Source organism: Candidatus Defluviilinea proxima (genome assembly GCA_016721115.1).
Classification (GTDB): domain Bacteria; phylum Chloroflexota; class Anaerolineae; order Anaerolineales; family Villigracilaceae; genus Defluviilinea; species Defluviilinea proxima.
The window spans coordinates 1678476-1697064 of sequence record JADKIW010000001.1 but is presented as its reverse complement, the minus strand read 5'-3'; the positions used below and the strand labels follow the sequence as shown (position 1 = coordinate 1697064).

The 18589-nt window shown below is 48.7% G+C and carries 12 protein-coding genes; 1 reads left to right on the top strand and 11 read right to left on the bottom strand.

Going from position 1 to position 18589, the window contains the following annotated elements:
* Window positions 1-257: 257 nt before the first annotated feature.
* From IPP66_07940 to IPP66_07930, 3 genes are all read right to left on the bottom strand, one after another.
* A complete protein-coding gene (locus IPP66_07940; protein ID MBK9925209.1) occupies window positions 258-5870 on the bottom strand; it encodes a pyridoxal phosphate-dependent aminotransferase in 5613 nt (1870 codons plus the stop codon).
* The gene (locus tag IPP66_07935; GenBank protein MBK9925208.1) at window positions 5870-6838 is read right to left on the bottom strand and encodes a hypothetical protein; all 969 of its coding nucleotides are present in this window, start codon (window positions 6836-6838) and stop codon (window positions 5870-5872) included. The genes IPP66_07940 and IPP66_07935 overlap by 1 nt, the downstream gene beginning before the upstream one ends.
* Window positions 6839-7077: 239 nt before the next feature.
* A complete protein-coding gene (locus tag IPP66_07930; protein ID MBK9925207.1) occupies window positions 7078-8082 on the bottom strand; it encodes a zinc-binding dehydrogenase in 1005 nt (334 codons plus the stop codon).
* Window positions 8083-8234: 152 nt separating this feature from the next.
* On the opposite strand from IPP66_07930, the gene IPP66_07925 reads away from it, so the two are divergent.
* Window positions 8235-9269, top strand: coding sequence for an AraC family transcriptional regulator (locus IPP66_07925; GenBank protein MBK9925206.1), 1035 nt, complete (start codon window positions 8235-8237; stop codon window positions 9267-9269).
* 73 nt (window positions 9270-9342) lie between these two features.
* On the opposite strand, the gene araA is transcribed toward IPP66_07925, so the two are convergent.
* The 8 genes from araA to IPP66_07885 all read right to left on the bottom strand — a co-directional run bounded on the left by araA (window position 9343) and on the right by IPP66_07885 (window position 18565).
* Window positions 9343-10848, bottom strand: coding sequence for an L-arabinose isomerase (gene araA / locus IPP66_07920; GenBank protein ID MBK9925205.1), 1506 nt, complete (start codon window positions 10846-10848; stop codon window positions 9343-9345).
* Between the two features lie 68 nt (window positions 10849-10916).
* Window positions 10917-11603 carry an L-ribulose-5-phosphate 4-epimerase gene (gene araD, locus IPP66_07915; protein ID MBK9925204.1) on the bottom strand — a complete coding sequence of 229 codons (687 nt, stop codon included), beginning with the start codon at window positions 11601-11603 and terminating at the stop codon, window positions 10917-10919.
* 59 nt (window positions 11604-11662) lie between these two features.
* On the bottom strand, window positions 11663-13261 hold the full coding sequence (locus tag IPP66_07910) for an FGGY-family carbohydrate kinase (protein ID MBK9925203.1): 1599 nt from the start codon (window positions 13259-13261) through the stop codon (window positions 11663-11665).
* A 76-nt stretch (window positions 13262-13337) separates the two neighbouring features.
* Window positions 13338-14333, bottom strand: coding sequence for a zinc-binding dehydrogenase (locus IPP66_07905; protein ID MBK9925202.1), 996 nt, complete (start codon window positions 14331-14333; stop codon window positions 13338-13340).
* 83 nt (window positions 14334-14416) lie between these two features.
* Entirely contained in the window at window positions 14417-14992 is a 576-nt protein-coding gene (locus tag IPP66_07900) for a TlpA family protein disulfide reductase (protein MBK9925201.1), read from the bottom strand.
* Window positions 14993-15004: 12 nt separating this feature from the next.
* Window positions 15005-15985 (bottom strand): sugar ABC transporter permease YjfF, encoded by a 981-nt coding sequence (locus IPP66_07895; GenBank protein ID MBK9925200.1) that lies wholly within the window; start codon window positions 15983-15985, stop codon window positions 15005-15007.
* Complete coding sequence (locus tag IPP66_07890) at window positions 15969-17051, bottom strand: ABC transporter permease (GenBank protein ID MBK9925199.1); 1083 nt, start codon at window positions 17049-17051, stop codon at window positions 15969-15971. The genes IPP66_07895 and IPP66_07890 overlap by 17 nt, the downstream gene beginning before the upstream one ends.
* Complete coding sequence (locus IPP66_07885; GenBank protein ID MBK9925198.1) at window positions 17048-18565, bottom strand: sugar ABC transporter ATP-binding protein; 1518 nt, start codon at window positions 18563-18565, stop codon at window positions 17048-17050. Before IPP66_07885 ends, IPP66_07890 begins: the two co-directional genes overlap by 4 nt.
* Window positions 18566-18589 lie beyond the last annotated feature (24 nt).

Here is an 18589-nt window from a genome sequence, read left to right as displayed (position 1 = left end):
GTGAAAAGATGTATAAAATAGCGGTATCGTTACCGGTAACGATACCGCTATTATTGCATGACTTTTTGAATTTGTCAACTTAATTTAAGATTTACCCATTCGGGGAATGGACACAAAACAGCACAAACTTACCAAATCCCCCACAAACGCCTCAAACGCGGACCTTCAGCCTGCATCCAAACCAAAAAGCGTTCCTCAGCTTGATGCTTTTCCAACTAAAAAGAGCCTCTTGCGATTGGCAAGAGGCTCTCAAAACTCTATCCATTCTCCCCCGCTAGACGGGCGATCTGTAACGTACAACACCTCAACACAGCCTGCTTTTCAGCAGATAAGGCACTTTCTTCGATCATCGCAAGGCGCTCCACATCGTTCATCGCGCGGATAATACTGACGGGAATCTCGATACTTCCTTCCGTGAAGGAGCTGAGGTATTCAACAGCGCCAGTCAGGAATTGACGCATCTCATCATCCGAGCGAGCGGTGCGGATGAAACCTGTCAGCGTGGATGATAATTTCGGACCGCGAACAGTTGTCCCTGAGGTTTTGAACGAGCGAGTCGAAGAGAAGGAATGTAAGGCGGTCGCCAACTCCGTAAAGCTTTGGACGCGTTGATAGATCGAGTCGCCCATCAAATCCCAAATGATCGAACGCCAGTAACGAATCTGCTTGGGCAGTTGAAGGAGTTGAGTCGTCTGTTTGAGCCAGGCATCATCCAGTTTGCCGTTGGGTTTTTCCAGTAAAAGATCAATGTCCGTGTTGAAAAGGTTGCGTTGCATCAATACGGCAAGGTCAGGGCGCAGAGTTGGCAAGAGGTCAGGGATGAAGACGCCGTTGGAAACAAAATCGCTGACGTTCAAACCATGTCGGCGCAAAAGCTCCTGCTGGAAGAGCGGCAGGAAGCGATGCATGGCATCGCTATCTTCACGCAATGCCACAAAAGCGGAGTTGCCAGCAGGGAATGCGGGTTCGATGCGTTTGAGGAACTCGCTCTGCCAATCCTGATAGATGCGGAGCGTGTGCAGAATCTCATAGACAGGCAGACGTGGCAAGATGCGTTCAGCGATCAGACTGTCACGCTCAGCTTCAGGGAGCGCTTTTTGAGCGTAGTATTCCAGCGCACGGAATAAGCCTGTGGTGAGTTGGTTGATTCCGAGCACAGCCGTTTGCGCTTGATTGTGAGCGATCGCCCGCAAGAGACTCCCCTGCTTGGAGAAGGGAATGATCTCGGCAATGTTCGCCAAAATTTGCTGACCTCGGTCAACACCCGAAGCAGATCGAGGGCGTGAGGTGGGACGGTCACGCAACTGAGGCATGGAGCGCCCGAAGAAATATGAAATGACATGAATACCGATCACATCTTCGGGGCGTCCATAAAGGATGTGGCGGAAATGTTCAGTGAGTTCTTGCAGGAAGCCTTCGTAAAGAGGTTCGGGCATTCCGATGGTGAGGCGTTCGAGTTCCTGCACACTGCGGCTTTGTGCGCTCATGCGGCTTTCGGCGAGAGTCTCTGCGGCACGCAATAGATTCTCACGATGTGTCTTTTGTGCCTCACGGACGTGGTACAGCAGGTTGACCAAATCTTGCACAGGCAGGAATCGCATTTCTTCTGAGATATTGCTTTGGAAGGTGCGCAGATCGCCACCGAGGAAAACGCCCTGTAACGGAGTCACTGCGTAGTCGGCGCTCTTTTGGGCGGCACCTGGCAAGTTGCGAGATAAGCGTCGCTTCTGACTCTCGGTGTTGACGAATGCCGCCTGACCCGCCACGTGTGAATAATAGCCACCCTGACGTTGCATCGGTTCGCCGCTTCCCATTTTGATGCGGATGGATTCAGCGACGCCGTGTTCCGCCAGCCATGCCTGCACGCCATACTTGGCTTTGAGATATTGGAACGCTCCATTCGCCTGACTGATCTGTTGACTCAGGTCTGAACCCGCGATGAACACTTCAGCCATGATCTCGGTAAATCGTTTCTGCGGGGTCTGGTCAGTGTGGCGGCTTTGGGTGGCGTAATCCCAGATGCGATCGAGGTAGGTGGGAATGCTTGTTACAGCGTCAAAGTCTTCGAATAACGGGATCAGCCAGATGGAAGGAAGATCCGCATCTGCATAGTCACGGCGGATGTGCTCTGCCTGCATCCCCATTTTGCGGTCGAGTGCGATCAACGCATCTGATTTGGATGACATGCTGATCTGTAATGCGAGGGTCATGCCAGGGTTGCCGTATTTGCCAGCGATGGCATTGATCTCCTGCATGTTGTAGGCGGTCGTTTCAATAGCGAATTGGTCTCGTGCTGTGATCATGCCCTGATGAATGCGCGGCGTGACCACAATGCGTTGCAAAATATCGGAGTATCCAACCGTTTCACGCAACAACGGCTCGACGTTGCGGTTGGCATGGATGGCAGGGAGCAACGCATGGAGTTGCTTGCGCAACTGCTTGTTCAATGCGAAGTAGGTTTCGAGCATCTCCCTGCGTTGACGGCGGAGCTCCTGCATTTTTTGTTCATAGCGGTCGTTGTGTTGCCAAAGCGTTTTTGCAGGATCTCGACGCAGATGCAGACTTGTGGCAAGCCGCTGAAGCGGAGTGGCATCCACAGAGAACGGCAGGATGCCTCGATACCGTTGTTCGAGTTGGTGGGTCAACTGTGTGATGTTGTTGAGCAGATTGGTAAAGCGCTGACTGCGTTGCGGCAGACGGTCCAACTCGATCAAGAGGTTGGGATCAATATCAAGATGTGTATCAGCTTCTCGAAGAAGGTCGAGGATGCGTGCCATGCGGCGGACATTTGCCATAACAGCGGCGGCAATCAGGCGATGTCCCTGACCCGATGGGCGGTTGCTTCCATCCCAATCGCTCCAGAAGGAGAGGAACGGTTTCAGCGCTGTGTCTGTAAATAATGATGAGTACGCCTCGCTCGCAACGAGCGAGCCGAAGTCGAGCAAGATCTCGTCCGCTTCGAGTTGGGAGTCGATGCTGACGTTATTTCCCAAGTATTCATGGAGCGCCTCCTGCCCTGCCGTTTCGATCAGCGCAGGTGAAACGGGGTGTTTGGCGATCAACGCCCGCAGGATGAGATCAAACGCCATCTCAGCTTTCATCGAATACTTTTGGGTCGGGTGAACGGTGCGGTCGTAATTGCGGAGGTGGAACAAACGCTGGCGACGCGCGAGCGAATCTTTCATGAACTCGCTTTCCAGTCGGTCAACGAGCCACGTACCAGGTTCAGTCAACGCCCTGCGCATCAGTTCATCGCTGATCATGGCACGATCTGCGAGGCGAGTGCGGAAGACATCCAAGCGTTCGGGGAGATATTCAGAGATGAATTCTTTTCGCAGACGGTTACCGTCCACTACAGGCAGGTCGGTCAATTGCTGGAAGGATGGGTTACGTTCAAATTGTTTGAGTAACTGACTGGAAATCTCGTCCCATCGAGACAATCGCTCTGCAACACTGCTCCCACTGCGAGAAGGATTGCGAACCTTCAACTGCTTGCGGTTGTAGCGAGCATCTTCTTCTGCGATCAGACGATTGAGGTCGATCAACAGACGGCGGGTCTTGACTTCCATCGTGGCGGCATTATCCACACCGCCCAAAGTTAAGCGGAAAGTTCTTCGTCCCGTATCAAACCCTTCTTCAGTGCGAGCGAAAGTTGCCAACGGGAGAAGCCCGATGCCACGCCGTGCCAGTGAGGAAGCCAGCCAATCCAGCGACAGCCCGTCTGGCAAACGCCCCACGTGCAACAAGGGATACATACTTCCCGTCGGTGGGATGATGGTGATACCGAAAGGATTGCGGTCGGCTGGCAAATTTTCAAGCGCGGTCATCAGAGCTTGCGTGCGTTCTTTGAAAAGTTTGTTGCGCAGACGCCAGTACGTGCGAGCGCTTTCCACGGGACCTCGGTAGAAAAGGTAACAGATGAAAATAGCGGACAGATTGGGCTGGATCAGTTCATTCAGGAGTCTGAAGCGTTCTCTTAATCCCTCTTCACGGATCTCGACTACCGATAGTCTGGCTCCTGCCAAACAATCGGTCTTTGACATCGAATGAACACTGATCACTCGTTCAGTATCGGCTTCATTGAGGATGCCGTCACGCACAAGATCGGTCGCCACCTGACGAGCGGTCTTGATCTCAGGCAACCCGTCTACAGGCGCGACGTTTTGATAAGCAAGATCGTCAATGACGTAGATATTGTGTTCGAGACAATACGCGATCAACTTGCGGACGTCTTCTTCAGAGAAAATTCTACCCGTGGCATTATGCGGATTATTGATCGCCAGCGCGCCACGTTCGTGCCACTGCGGATCAAGATGACAAAGTTGTTCGATCTTCGCAATGAGAGCATTCACATCCAACGCGAGGTCTTCGGTGAGCGGGACGGTATGCACATTGGGGAAACACTGTTCGTAAGACCAACTCAGATCAGGGATGACCACATCGGTGATGCCACAGTGGAAACCGAGCAAGCCCAGCGCCGTGCGGGAGGAACCGCTCGCCACCAAACACGCATCGGGACGATATTGATTTTGGTGCTTCACGAACTGACTGAGGAAACTGCGTTGTAGAGTTCCCTGCCACTCAAGGTCGTGAGCGTTGAGGATCAATTCATTCAGCAGTTCATGGCTGTCCATGTCTGCCAGTTCATCGATATGCCCAGCCTTCCATCGGTCTTGGATCATTTGGGAGGCTCTGGTTGTTTTCTCATCCATGAAAGCGATGGCACGTGTCAGGGACTGGGAACTATCCTGCACCATCTGATCGAGTTGAGCGCCGACTCGTGACGCCACTTTAGAAAGAGTCACTTCAGCGGCGTTGCCTCGCTCCCATTCATCCAGCCATGTTTTATCTTCAAATATATCGGCAGAAGAGTCTGTGGGAAGTTTGGCAAGATTCTGTTCCAGCAGGAAACTCAAAAATTCAATTTCAGAAGCGGACGGTGTCCCCTTCAATTTAAAGTGAACGTTCTCAATAACACTCAGAAAGTCTGCATTGCCCGCAATGAAAACTGTAGACAATGTATGCAAACGTGATGCAAAGATGGCAGGCGTCAACAAACGGATGACACGATGCACCAACTTTGCTTCACGAGCCAGCGACGCCCGATTAGGCGCATTATTTGCTTCGATAAAGAATAAAGGACGTTCCAGACTCAAAAGCCGCAACATACGGCGAGTCTCTTCCGTCAGTGGACCGCCAATTAAAAGAAAGGTCGGCGTTTCAGGCTGTTGCTTGAGATATTCATCCACTTCCACACGAGCCAACCGCTCATCGTCGGATAGGCGATCAATGATAAGGTTGGGGATCGTGGTGAATAATTCTGGGAAATTATGACGATAGATCAGGATACGAGCTGGCGTGATCTGCAAATACTCAGAGATGGCATGTAAGATGACGCGCAATGTCTCGCCGATACCACCCGAAGCAAGGATCACTTCGCGCCGCCCCGATTGCTCGCCCATATCGTACTTTAAAGCGTCGCTCTGATTCTCCAGCCACTTGCCAAACGATTTCACAAGCGGATGCGGCGCCTTGCGGTTATATCCACCGCGAGGCATATACGGACTACTCTTTTGAATGGCACGGATCAGGAATTCGAGCTTCGGCTTGTCTTCACTCCCCCATCCTAAATACTCAAGGATCGCATCAGGATTTGCATCGGGCAGATCCTGCCGATGGACATCAATACCCAAAGCGATGCGCAGGAACGCCGAAGAAAGTTGAACATCCTGCAGTGGATTTCCAATATGAAAATTGACCCGTTCCTCAGGAGGAACAGGTGCAGCCGCCGTGGCTTCACTGATCTCAGAAACACGAGCGGCTCGAATCTGCTTCAGGCGAAAATACGCCAGTGGATCAGATTGCGCCATTATCCGTTCTTCTTGGCTTCAAGCGCCTTGGTCAATAAATTCTGAAGTAAGTTCAACAGGTCTGAACCAGAAGATAGTTCCTGCGGGCTGAGCGAGATCACTGTGCGAGCATTCTTTAATCCCTGGCTGGCTTCTGCCAAACGTGCCGCTTGCGGCGTCAGCACCAACAACTCAGGGTTATTCTTGAGGATTTCCAATTCTTCTTTTTCAAACGCAAGGCGCGAACGATTACGAGCTAGTTCATCTTCCAAACGTTGTTGAGCCAGTACGCTTTCCTGTTCGAGCAGGGACTTCTTCAATGAAGCCTTCTTCAACTCGAGCGTGTGCTCCATTTCAGCCATTTCCTCATCCGCTTGGTATTTGGCTTTTGCCACCGCCACACGAGCTTGATTGTTCAAGCGTTCCGTCTGTTCGAGCAGGCGAGCCTGTTCTTGTTGGCGCAAAGCATCAGCAATTTCTGAGTCGGTCGGGTCTAAAGACTGTACAGCCAACGAGATCAACTCAACGCCAAACTTCTCCTTGAACAAATTCGAGCGTTCGTTCAAATACTTGACCAAACCCGTTGAAGAAAGCGCAGTGATCTCTGCGGTTTCGGCATATTCCTTTACCAAACCTTCCAACAGAATGCCAGTCTCTTCGGCCGCACGAGATACCGCTTCACTGCTCCACCCGCCCACGCGGATCAACGCCTGAACGTTATCCAACGCAGGAGCCACCGAACCGATCAACTTGACATTCACGCCGATATTTCCCACCGCAGTCGCATCCACAGTTAAATGAATAGGGCTGGTCGTTCGCTTGAGAGGTAAACTAAAATGACGTGGATACATCAACCCATCACGCAAACCGATCTTGCCCTTGGATTCAAAAAGAACCAACACATCGGGCTGGCGAACACGATACTCAAAAGCCACAAATGCCACCACTAAAACCACCACAATGGCGACAATCACATATAAGATTTCCATAATAGCGCCTCCTATCAGATGCTATAAATTTTTAATTCGGTGCATTATACTGCGCATGGGAAGAATTACAATGGATTAAATCCCCGCCTCAAAACGGACCTTCAATCTGCTTCCATACAACCGACTTTTCTTTGTCTGACATATTTTCGACTTAAACTTTTAGACCCTAAAGGTCTTGGAAACCTTTAGGGTCTAAAAGTTTTGCAGTCCATTTCAAAGGAATGTAGTTTGAATATATTTCACAATAATTCGGGCGATAGCAGAACCAGATTACCTGTCACCTGTCCACTTTCGAGCATTTCATTCGCCTTTCGTGCTTCAAGAAGTGAAAGTCTTGCGGCAATCACAGGTTTGATCTTGTCTTCTTGAAGCATTTTGAATAGTTTTGGCAAATCTTCCATGAAGGGCTTTTTATCCACCAAATACAGTGCGGTAATGCCATAGAATTCAGTAGTCTTTCCTTTTGACAGCAGGTTCACCTGCATCCGCTTGAAAAGATCTTTCACCATAGAAAAAAGCCCAGCGGGAGCGGCATATGCCACTAATTTACCGCCATGGCGCAAGAGTGACAAAGCACGATCACTACTATGTTCTCCACCGATACCCTCAAACACAAAATCAAGACCAGTTGGTTCAGCATCGCGGATCACTTCAACAAAATCCTGATTACGATAATCCACGGGTATCGCTCCGAACTCTTTCAGGATATTGTGTTTGTTTTGCGAAGCTGTGCCATACATTTTGAGCCCCGCTATTTTTCCAAGCTCTAATAAAGCTGTGCCCATACCGCCGCTTGCGCCGTTGATTAACACTTTGTCGCCTGCTTTGACCTTTGCCACGCGGTGCAACATTTGATATGCCGAGACATAATTCAAAACCACAGTGACAACTTCCGCTGGGTCCAATGATGGCGGCACAGGAGCGAGATCTTCCTGACGGAGGTAAATCATTTCAGAATATCCGCCATGACCAATCAAGGCGGCGACTCGATCACCCACAGCGACTTTCGTGACGCGATCACCAATGGCATCCACTGTGCCCATCATTTCATATCCTGGCACAAAAGGGACTTTCGGTGCAAATGGTGACAAACCATAACGGTAGTTGATGTCCGTGCGCCCTACACCAGCGGCAAGGACCTTAATACGAACTTCGTTTGATGTTGGCAGACGCACATCATTTTCACGGACTTGTAAAACTTCTGGTCCCCCTCTTTTTGTTACGACAACACTTTTGTATTTCATAAAAACTCCTGTAGGAATGAGATTGCCAATGCTCACAAACTTTTATACAAACCATTGATTATTTCAATGTTATTTCAACGGTCGGCAATCGCCTATGACATTCCCTGCAAAAAAGATGTCTTTTGATGCATACTTTAAGTTATGATTAGCGCATGATCGCATCGGCAGAAACTATCGCTATCTCGGTAAATCTTCTATCGCAGATGTTTACCTATCTCGATTCGCTGAAGGTGGATACTGATACGTTCCTGCGCTCTCTGAATGTGGACCCAACAAAGGTCAGGTCGTTTGATACGCACATCCCGATTGAGACGTATCTGCTCATTCAAGATAAAGCAGCCGAGTATGTCAACGACCCATATTTTGGTCTACACATGGGCGAGTTTGCTGAAGTCGGAAGCTGGTCTATTCTTGGTTATATGATGATGAACTGCAAAAATCTGGGGGAAGTCTTTGAAAAATCGGAGCGATACTCCCGCATTATCGGTAACTTTATCGAAACCAGGACGGAACAGAAGCTAAACAAAATCAAGGTCATCTTCTTCACGCCGCCGCACACACCTGAAATGACACGGCATTGTTTCGACGCAAGCCTATCGAGCAGTGTGCGGATGATGCGTTCATTGACAAGCGCGGATATTAACCCGCTTGAGGTAACGTTTACTTGCGCTGAACCAGCCTCGAGGTCCGAATATGAGCGGTTCTTTCAGTGTCCCATTCTGTTCGGCCAAAAGGAGAATTCTTTCACACTGGATGCGAGTCTTGTCAACACACCCATCCCAATGGCGAACCCTGGATTGCTGGAATATTTTGAAAAATATGCAGAAAGTTTTCTTGCCGAACTTGATCGCAAGAACGAACATACACGTGCTGTGACGAAGATCATTCTGTCGCAACTTGATGATGAGGAGCTATCCATTAATAAGGTTGCTAAAGAAATGGCGGTCAGTGTACGCACACTGCAAAAGCGGCTGGATGAGGAAGGGGTTGCTTTCAGCGACCTATACAAGGATATTCGCAAAAGACTCGCACAAAAATATTTGCGCGAGAACTATACAGTGGAACAGATCACCTATCTACTGGGTTTTTCAGAACCAAGTGTTTTTCGCAAGGCGTTCAAAAAATGGTCGGGGGTCACGCCGAGGGAATATCGTGAAAGCGCATTTGCAACGACCCACCAAAGCTGAGAATACGCAAACAAAACTGCCTCTTGCTGATATATCAGCAAGAGGCAGTTTACAATTCGATTGAACTCGAAAACTATATTCCCTTATTCAAGTGATAGTAGAGGTCATTCCAACGCAGGGTGTCCTTGAAACCTTCCACAGTTGTGTTCTCATCGATCAACAGGAACTCAATGCCTGCCATCTCAGCATAGTCACGGAGATGTTCAGGTGTGACCGAGTAACTGAAGCCGGTGTGATGTGCACCACCTGCGAAGATCCATGTGGCCGCCGCGACTTTGAGATTCGGGCGTGGTAACCAAAGAGCGCGAGCCACTGGGAGTTTTGGAAGCGGTTCATCGGTCGGGACAACATCCACAATGTTCGCAACGAGGCGATAGCGTCCGCCCATATCCATAATGGAAGCACAGACACCAACTCCTGTCTGGGCATCAAAGACCAATCGGACAGGATCAGCCTTCCCACCGATCCCGAGCGGGTGAATTTCCAGTTTGGGTTTATTGACAGCGATCGATTCACAAATTTCCAACATGTGTGCGCCAAGAACTTTGTCGCCTGTTTTGCTGAAGTGGTAGGTGTAATCTTCCATGAAACTGACGCCGCCCGTTTGACCAGCATTCATCACCTTCATAGTGCGAACGAGAGCGGAAGTCTTCCAATCGCCTTCTCCACCAAAGCCATACCCATCGCGCATGAGACGTTGCACCGCAAGGCCCGGCAATTGGACCATTCCATGCAAATCTTCAAACGTATCTGTGAAAGCTTTGAAGTTACCCGCCGCGAGGAAATTACGGAGACCGATCTCAATGCGAGCACCATCGCGCAAAGACTGATGCTTGGCACCGCTGGGTCTAAGATCTGCGACCACATCGTACTCATCCATATAGGCCTGGATGAGTTTGTCCACTTCGGCATCGCTGGCTTCGTTGACGAGCTTGACCAGATCGCCAATGCCGTAACCATATACATCATAACCAAGTTGGATCTGCGCTGAGACTTTGTTGCCTTCGGTCACAGCGACATCACGCATGTTATCGCCAAAGCGCGCGACCTTCATGCCTTGGGCATCTGCCCATGCGCACGCGGCACGCACCCACACACCGATCTCACGCTGAGTCGCATCGTCGGCCCAGTGACCAACCACCACCTTACGATTGAGGCGCATGCGACTTCCGATGAAACCGAATTCGCGATCACCATGTGCAGACTGGTTGAGGTTCATGAAATCCATGTCGATCGTTGACCAGGGGATCTCACGTCCGTATTGCGTATGTAAATGAAGGAAGGGCTTCTTGAGCAGGCTCAAGCCAGCGATCCACATTTTGGCAGGCGAGAAGGTGTGCATCCAAGTGACGAGACCGACACAAGCCTTTGTTGAATTGGCTTCGAGGCACAAATCATGGATCGCATCGGGCGTGGTGAGCACAGGTTTGAATACCACTTTGACAGGTATTTCTTTTGATGCGCCCAACGCCGCTGCGATCTCTTTTGAATGTACAGCGACCTCTTCTAGAGTCTTGGGGCCATACAAATGCTGGCTCCCCGTCACAAACCAAACTTCATATCCTTTTAGATCAATCATGATGAATTCTCCTTATGTTATTTCTGACCACAGACCGTGGACAATTAGCCACTATCCACGTCTATCGTCTATTGTCCGTAGTAGGCGTTCGCGCCGTGCTTTCTCAAATAGTGCTTATCCATCAATTCCTGTTGCATGGGTTGAATGTTCGGTTCCAACATCATCGCATGGAAATTCATAAAGGCAACTTCATCCAACACCACGGCATTATGGACAGCATCCATGGCATCGGTGCCCCACGTAAAAGGGCCGTGGCTATGGACAAGAACTGCAGGGATGGCATCTGGGTTTTTATCTTTGAAGGTTTCTATAATGACCGTCCCTGTTTCTTTTTCATATTCGCCTTCGATCTCGGCTTTCGTCATCTTCCTCGTACAGGGAATTTCACCGTAGAAGTAATCACCTTGCGTTGTGCCAAGCGCCATGATGCCCCGACCTGCCTGCGCAAAGCTCGTGGCCCAACGGCTGTGAGTATGCACGACACCACCAATGTTGGGAAATGCTTTATATAGTTCGAGGTGTGTCGGGGTGTCAGAAGATGGTTTAAGCTTTCCATCTACAACTTTTCCCGTCATTAAATCCACGACCACCATATCGTCTGCCTTCATCACATCATAGGAAACGCCCGATGGTTTAATAACCACCAACCCTTTTTCTCTATTGATGCCAGAGACATTTCCCCAAGTGAAAGTGATCAGTCCATGCTTGGGGAGTAATAGGTTTGCCTGAAATACCTGTTCTTTTAATTTTTTCAACATCGTTTCTCCAATTCGTAGGTCATGCTTGTAGCGTGACGGTCACAATAAAACGTGACCTACTTCAAGCCTTCCACTGCAGCTCTTTCGATACCAAGTCCTTTTTTGTAGCGATCCATAAATGCTACAAAGCCTGCCACATCTTTTTGATCGGGCGCAATCGTCACAGCATTTCCCCCAGCAAAGACCTTATCGGTGAGATAGGCTTCCAAAGGTTCGCCTGCTTTGTTGAGCATATACGCGGCAAGCAAGGAGATGCCCCATGCGCCACCTTCGCCTGCGGTCTCCATCACCGAAACAGGGACGTTCATCGCAGCCGCCATCATCTTTTGACCGACTTCCTTGGTCTTGAAGAAACCACCATGACCGAGAAGCTGGTCGAGCTTTACTTTTTCCTGTTCAAAGAGAATGTCCATGCCGATCTTCAATGCGCCGAGCGATGAGAACAGATTCACACGGATGAAGTTTGCAAGTGTGAAACGGCTTTCGGGCGTCCGCACAAACAACGGACGACCCTCTTCAAGATGCGTGATGTGCTCGCCAGAGACATAATTGTAGGCAAGCAGTCCGCCCGCATCCGCATCGCCTGTAAGTGCCTTTTGATACAGCATTTCATAAAGTTTGGACTCACTGATATCCACGCCAAGCACCTTGGAGAATTCAGCGAATACATCCACCCATGCGTTGAGATCAGATGTGCAGTTATTGCTATGCACCATCGCCACAGGCTTGCCAGTTGGCGTTGTCACCATATCAATTTCGGGATACAACTTCGACAAAGCCTTCTCTAAAACGATCATCGCAAAGACAGATGTCCCTGCAGAGACATTGCCCGTTCGCACAGCAACGCTATTGGTGGCAACCATGCCCGTACCTGCATCACCTTCGGGCGGGCAGAGCGGAATGCCAGCTTGTAATCCGCCTGTGGGATCAAGTAACTTTGCACCTTCTGCAGTCAAAACACCTGCGGCATCGCCAGCAACAAGGACTTTCGGCAAAATATCTTCAAGTTTCCACGCGATCTTTTCCGCTTTGAGCAATCCGTTGAATTTCTCAAGCATGCCTTTATCGTAGTCATTGGTCTTACTATCGATCGGGAACATGCCCGAAGCTTCACCAACGCCCAACACTTTTTGCCCCGTCAACTTCCAATGGACATAACCAGCCAGCGTGGTTTGATGACTGATGTCTTTGACATGCGCTTCCTTGTTCAAGATCGCTTGATACAGATGGGCAATGCTCCAACGTTGGGGAATATTAAATTGGAACAGGTCTGTAAGTTGCTCCGATGCCTGTCCTGTAATGGTGTTGCGCCACGTGCGGAACGGGACGAGCAGTTTTCCATCTTTATCCACAACCACATAACCGTGCATCATGGCGCTGAAACCGATGGCGCCAATGGCCTTGAGCGTAACGCCGTACTTTTCAGAAACTTCCTTGCTGAGATTTTTGTAGCTATCCTGCAAGCCCGCCCAAACATCCTCCATGCTGTATGTCCAAACACCATTCTCGTGTTTGTTCTCCCACTCATGGCTTCCCGATGCGATCGGCAAATGATCTTCACTGATCAATACAGCTTTGATGCGCGTCGAGCCGAACTCGATGCCAAGTACAGTCTTTCCACTTTCAATTGCTTTTTTGGTTTCGTTTTGATTCATGTTTATCTCCAAAATTGGATTTCGCAAGTTCTACTTGCATAAACGTCCGTCGAAGTAGAGCTTCGACATTCCAATATCACATCTCGATCATGATTTTCAAACCATCGCGCCGCTCCGCCACACGGAACGCATCACTTGCTTGTGTCAACGGAAAGCTATGCGTGACCAACGAACGCACATCCACCAACCCTTTCGACACCAACTCGATCGCGCGCGGATAGGTATGCTTCATGCGCCGCACAAGTTTTATCGTCAGCCCTTTGCGCCTTGCAACAGATGCCGAAAAAGAAGTTTTATCATCGCCTGGGATTCCTGCAAGAATTAATTTTCCACCTGGACGAACAGCGGCGACCGCATCATCAACCGCATCCTGCACCCCAGCCGCTTCAAAACTGACATCGACTCCGCGCCCCTGAGTCGCCGCTCGGATCTCGCCTAGCTGGTCACTGTCTCCAACTAAATAAGCCTGATCGGCCCCGAAACGTTTTGCCGCTTCAACTCTATGCGGAAGTTTATCTGTTGCAAAAATAGTTGCGGCGCCTGATAACTTCGCCATCTGAATGATCATCAACCCGATGGGACCACAACCGAATACCCCGACAGTCATCCCTGCTTTGAGATGCCCTAAGTCAACGGTATGGATGGCTACGCCAAGAGGCTCGAGCATCGCACCGTCAGCGTAGGATAAGAAATCAGGAATTGGAAACAGGCAACGGGTCGGATATGAGGCGTATTCTCTTAAGGCACCGTCATGTTTGCCGTGTCCTGCAAAGATCATGTCTTCACAAAGGTTGGGATGTCCTAGTTCACAAAACTCACAATGGCCACAGGGAATTGCAGGATCAATCGCCACCCGTTGACCATCCTCCGTCTCGCCTGCCATTTCGTGCCCCAACACCAACGGGCGACTTAATCTTGCATCGCCAATGGAACCTTCAGAGAACCAATGTAAGTCAGAACCACATACCCCCACAGCTTTGATGCGAACAAGCTTTTCCCCCATCCCTGTCGTTGGGACAGGTTCCTCATGTATTTGTAGATTGCCAGTCCCGTGCAAACGAACAGATTTCATTTATTATTCCAAAAGCAGATTGTTTATTATGTTTTTCCTTATGTTACCGATAACATTCTAGCCATTATCGATTTTAAAGTCAACTATTCCGCCAAGTAAGGCTCCAAAGCCTTTTGCAGTGTTTCTACATCCTTAAGACCATACTCCAAGTGATGGACATTGCCTTTACGGTCAATGATCATCATGGGAGAAAGAGGTGGATTCAAATATTGAGCAGTATATAAATTTCCAAGAGCGCGGGCCACTAAAAGCGGCGCAACTGCCACGTGCCAGTCAAGACCATATTCAGTAGCATATGCTTTGAGGGAAGCTTCATCTTCATTTACATCCACATCGAGGCTGATCGAGATCAAATCTTCAGGGTTGCCAAGTGCTTCGTGCAGTCTCTGTACCTGCCCCGCCTGGAGGAGACAGTTTGGGCACCACATCGCCATTGTTTCAAGTAAAACCACTTTTCCCGAATAATCGTTAATGGTGAATGTTTCGCCAGTTTGGGCGTCTGTCAATTCCATACTGAACCATTCTGGAGTGGTAACCGCAGAGGGAGAGGCAACCACTGGTTCTTGTGTGCCTGCTGCACTCGTTTGCGGCGAAGTGCAGGCAGGCAGTACAAAAACCAACAAGGAGAAGGCCAAAGAAAACAATAAAAGTTTTTTCACGTAGCTCCTAAATTAGGAATGCTTTTTTCTCATGTAAAACAAGCTTTGAATACCAATAAAGACCAAGGTCAATACACCAACGCCGATACGTGTCCACCAGGAGCTCAATGTTCCATTGAACTGAAGGATGGAGACGATGGTACCGTTGATCAAGACCCCAAATAGAGTACCGATCACATTTCCAACGCCACCAGTTAACATCGTGCCACCTATCACTACAGATGCGATGGCATCCAATTCCATCCCTGGAGCATATCCGCCATAGCCAGAGAGAAGGGAAATACTAAATACGATCCCTGCAAGAGCAGAACAAAAACCACCAAAGGCATACACTGCGATTTTCGTACGTGCCACCGGCAACCCCATAAGCATGGCAGATTGTTCGCTATTGCCAATGGCATAAACAGTTCGGCCAAAGCGAGTGAATTTCGCAAGGTAAACTGCTACAAGCAGTAACAAAGGACCAACGAGGGAAGGAATATACAAATACGCCTTTTCAAAAAAGGGAATGTGAAGTTTGGTCAATGCCAGATAACGGTAGAAAGGGTCCTTAATGGTCAAGGAGGAGAGAGTGATGATGAATGCCATCCCACGTGTAAAAAAGAGACCCATCAAGGTCACGATGAAAGGTTCCACTTTCAGGTAGTGAATAATACTGCCTTGGGCAATCCCGAACGCGATGCCCATCAGCAACATCAATATCATTACGAGGACCGGATTGACACCTTTCAAGAGGATCGCGGCGGATGCGGCAGATGTCAAGGCGATCATACCTGCCACAGAAAGGTCGATCCCTTTGGTCAGGATCACAAATGTCATCCCAATGGAAACGATCAATAGACTGGCTGTATTGATAAACAGGTTAAAAAACACCTGGGGCTTCTGCATCTTGGGATACAACTGGCCGCCTGCATAATAGACCAGAACAAATATCAATATGGTCGTTAACAGAGGGCCATTATTCAAAAGGAATAATTTAATTCGTTGCGTCATGTCGGGGTCCTTTTCGATCCACAAGTCTGTTCAAGAATACACGAGCGTAATCAGAATAAAGGAGGATCACCACCAGAACAAGCACGGCTCGACCTGCCAACAAGGCATTGGCTGGCACGCCAAAGATGTACATGGTGATCGTGAAAGTCCAAATGATAAGAGCGCCAATGATGCTGGCGAGCAGGGAGAACCGGCCACCCGACATCAGAGTACCGCCAATAACAACCGCAAAGATCGCGTCCAGTTCATAATTGAGGCCAATATTGTTGGCATCAATCGCATGGATGTAGGAGCCGAGGATCAGTCCTGCAACAGCGCCACAGAAACCGCAAAATGTATAAGCAAACAATTTGACGTTCTTCTCGCTAATGCCACTGTAATATGTCGATTTGGAATTGAGCCCAACCGACTCGATAAACAGACCAATCGATGTTTTACGCACCAATACCCAGGCGATTATGTACACAAGCGCCACGATATACATTGAAACAGGTAACCCCAATATGAACCCGTTACCAAACCAAAAATAGGGCGTGTAATAAACGGTCATAATTTGCCCTCTTTCAATCAACTGGGCAATTCCGCGACCGGCCACCATCAAGATCAAGGTCGCCACCATCGGCGAGATTTTGGCCCGTGAAACCAGTATCCCGTTCCACAAACCGCACAGGGTACCAGCCAACAGAGTAACCACCACAACCAACCATAATGGAGTATTGGTCAAATTGGGATCTGCCGCCACAGCATTTGTTATTTCTTCATTACCAAACACTGGATTGATCAATACCGCGCCCATTCCAGCCGAGATGGCAATTACTGCGCCCACCGAAAGGTCAACGCCGCCGGTAGCAATGACCAGGGTCATTCCAAGGGCCACTAACATCAAGGGAGCTGAATTATTGAAAACGTCGATCAGATTCCCGTATAAATGGCCGTCCAGGATTCCGAGTTTAAAGAACCCCGGGGAAAAGATCGCATTAAAAATGAAAATCAAAGCCAGTGCAACCAAAGGCCAAAACAAACGATTTTCACGCATGCGTTTGAATAAAGGTGTATTGTTTTTCATAAAATCCCTGCCATTGTTTGGATAATGGTGTGATCATCTACATCGCCGGAATATTCAGCGGCTTTCTTATGGTCTCGCAGTACGATAATGCGGTTACTGGTGCGCAGTACTTCTTCCAACTCAGAGGATATGAAAATGATCGACTTGCCTTCCTCAACCAATTCCAATACCAACTTTTGAATTTCAGCTTTCGCCCCTACATCAATACCGCGGGTGGGTTCATCCAAGATCAACACCTGAGGGTCTGTTGCAAGCCAGCGCGCCAGAATGACTTTTTGTTGATTCCCACCACTTAAGTTTTTGACCAGCTGATCTGGCGATGGAGTGGCAATTCCCAAAAGTTCTATATACTTTTTGGCAATTTCATATTGTTTCTGAGTACTTATGAATTTAAACCATCCATAACGCGCCTGTAACGCCAGAATAATATTTTCCCGAATTGTTAGATCCCCTACAATACCCTCTGCTTTACGGTCTTCAGGACATAAGGCGATACCATTCTCAAGAGATTCCAAAGGTGAAAAATGCGTGATCTTTTTACCCCTTATTGTGAGAGAACCCGAATCAGGAGCATCAATACCAAAAATCAGGTTTGCGATTTCAGTACGGCCTGACCCTAATAACCCAGCAAGTCCAACGACCTCATTCGCATGTAGCTCTAAATCGATCGGTTCTATGGAACCTGAGAGGCCTAGTCCCTTCGCTTCAACAAGGACTTCTTTATCCTTCTTATTTTGTTCACTTTTTTGTTTGGCCTTTGACACTTCATCCAGATCAGTTAAACTGCGCCCTAGCATTTTGCTAATCAGTTCAATGCGAGGCAACGAAGCCGTATTATAAGTGCCAACCAATTTACCGTTACGCAACACAGTAATGCGGTCAGTTATTGTATAAACCTGGTCAAGAAAATGAGTAACGAAAACGATACCTATCCCCTCACTTTTTAGCTTACGTATCACATCGAAAAGTTGGGCAGTTTCATTAACATCCAAACTTGATGTGGGTTCATCGAGAATTAAGATTTTCGCAGAAGCAACTTCAAGAGAACGAACGATTGCCACCATTTGTTGAATGGCGACTGAAAAATTTCCCAACGGTTGTGTAACATCAATATCAACGTCAAGCCTTTTCATTGCCTGACGGGCCATAGCATTTAGTTTTTTCCAATCAATGCCGAAAAAGTTACGAGGTTCAAAACCAAGCATAATATTTTCAGCGACCGAGATATTCGTGCACAGATTAATTTCCTGATACACCGTGCTAATACCAAGTTCCTGAGAATGCTGAGGAGATCTAACGTGTATCAGGTTGCCATCCAATTCAATGGAACCTGCATCAGGATGCTCTACCCCCGTCAAAACTTTGATCAAAGTGGATTTCCCCGCTCCATTCTCGCCTATCAAGGCATGGACTTCCCCTTTTCGCAGGGAAAAATCGACATCCTCAAGGGCTGCAACACCAGGAAAGGATTTCTTGATCCCTTTCATATTTAGAATGTTTTGAGAATCTGCCATAATATTTTCACCTGTCTTTTATTT

What these genes read in the sequence shown, in the direction of transcription:
- IPP66_07940 (MBK9925209.1), bottom strand. Translation starts at nt 5,870, where the DNA reads ATGGCGCAATCTGATCCACTGGCGTATTTTCGCCTGAAGCAGATTCGA.
- IPP66_07890 (MBK9925199.1), bottom strand. Translation starts at nt 17,051, where the DNA reads ATGAAAAACAATACACCTTTATTCAAACGCATGCGTGAAAATCGTTTG.
- IPP66_07910 (MBK9925203.1), bottom strand. Translation starts at nt 13,261, where the DNA reads ATGAATCAAAACGAAACCAAAAAAGCAATTGAAAGTGGAAAGACTGTA.
- IPP66_07905 (MBK9925202.1), bottom strand. Translation starts at nt 14,333, where the DNA reads ATGAAATCTGTTCGTTTGCACGGGACTGGCAATCTACAAATACATGAG.
- IPP66_07925 (MBK9925206.1), top strand. Translation starts at nt 8,235, where the DNA reads ATGATCGCATCGGCAGAAACTATCGCTATCTCGGTAAATCTTCTATCG.
- IPP66_07935 (MBK9925208.1), bottom strand. Translation starts at nt 6,838, where the DNA reads ATGGAAATCTTATATGTGATTGTCGCCATTGTGGTGGTTTTAGTGGTG.
- IPP66_07895 (MBK9925200.1), bottom strand. Translation starts at nt 15,985, where the DNA reads ATGACGCAACGAATTAAATTATTCCTTTTGAATAATGGCCCTCTGTTA.
- IPP66_07885 (MBK9925198.1), bottom strand. Translation starts at nt 18,565, where the DNA reads ATGGCAGATTCTCAAAACATTCTAAATATGAAAGGGATCAAGAAATCC.
- IPP66_07930 (MBK9925207.1), bottom strand. Translation starts at nt 8,082, where the DNA reads ATGAAATACAAAAGTGTTGTCGTAACAAAAAGAGGGGGACCAGAAGTT.
- araA (MBK9925205.1), bottom strand. Translation starts at nt 10,848, where the DNA reads ATGATTGATCTAAAAGGATATGAAGTTTGGTTTGTGACGGGGAGCCAG.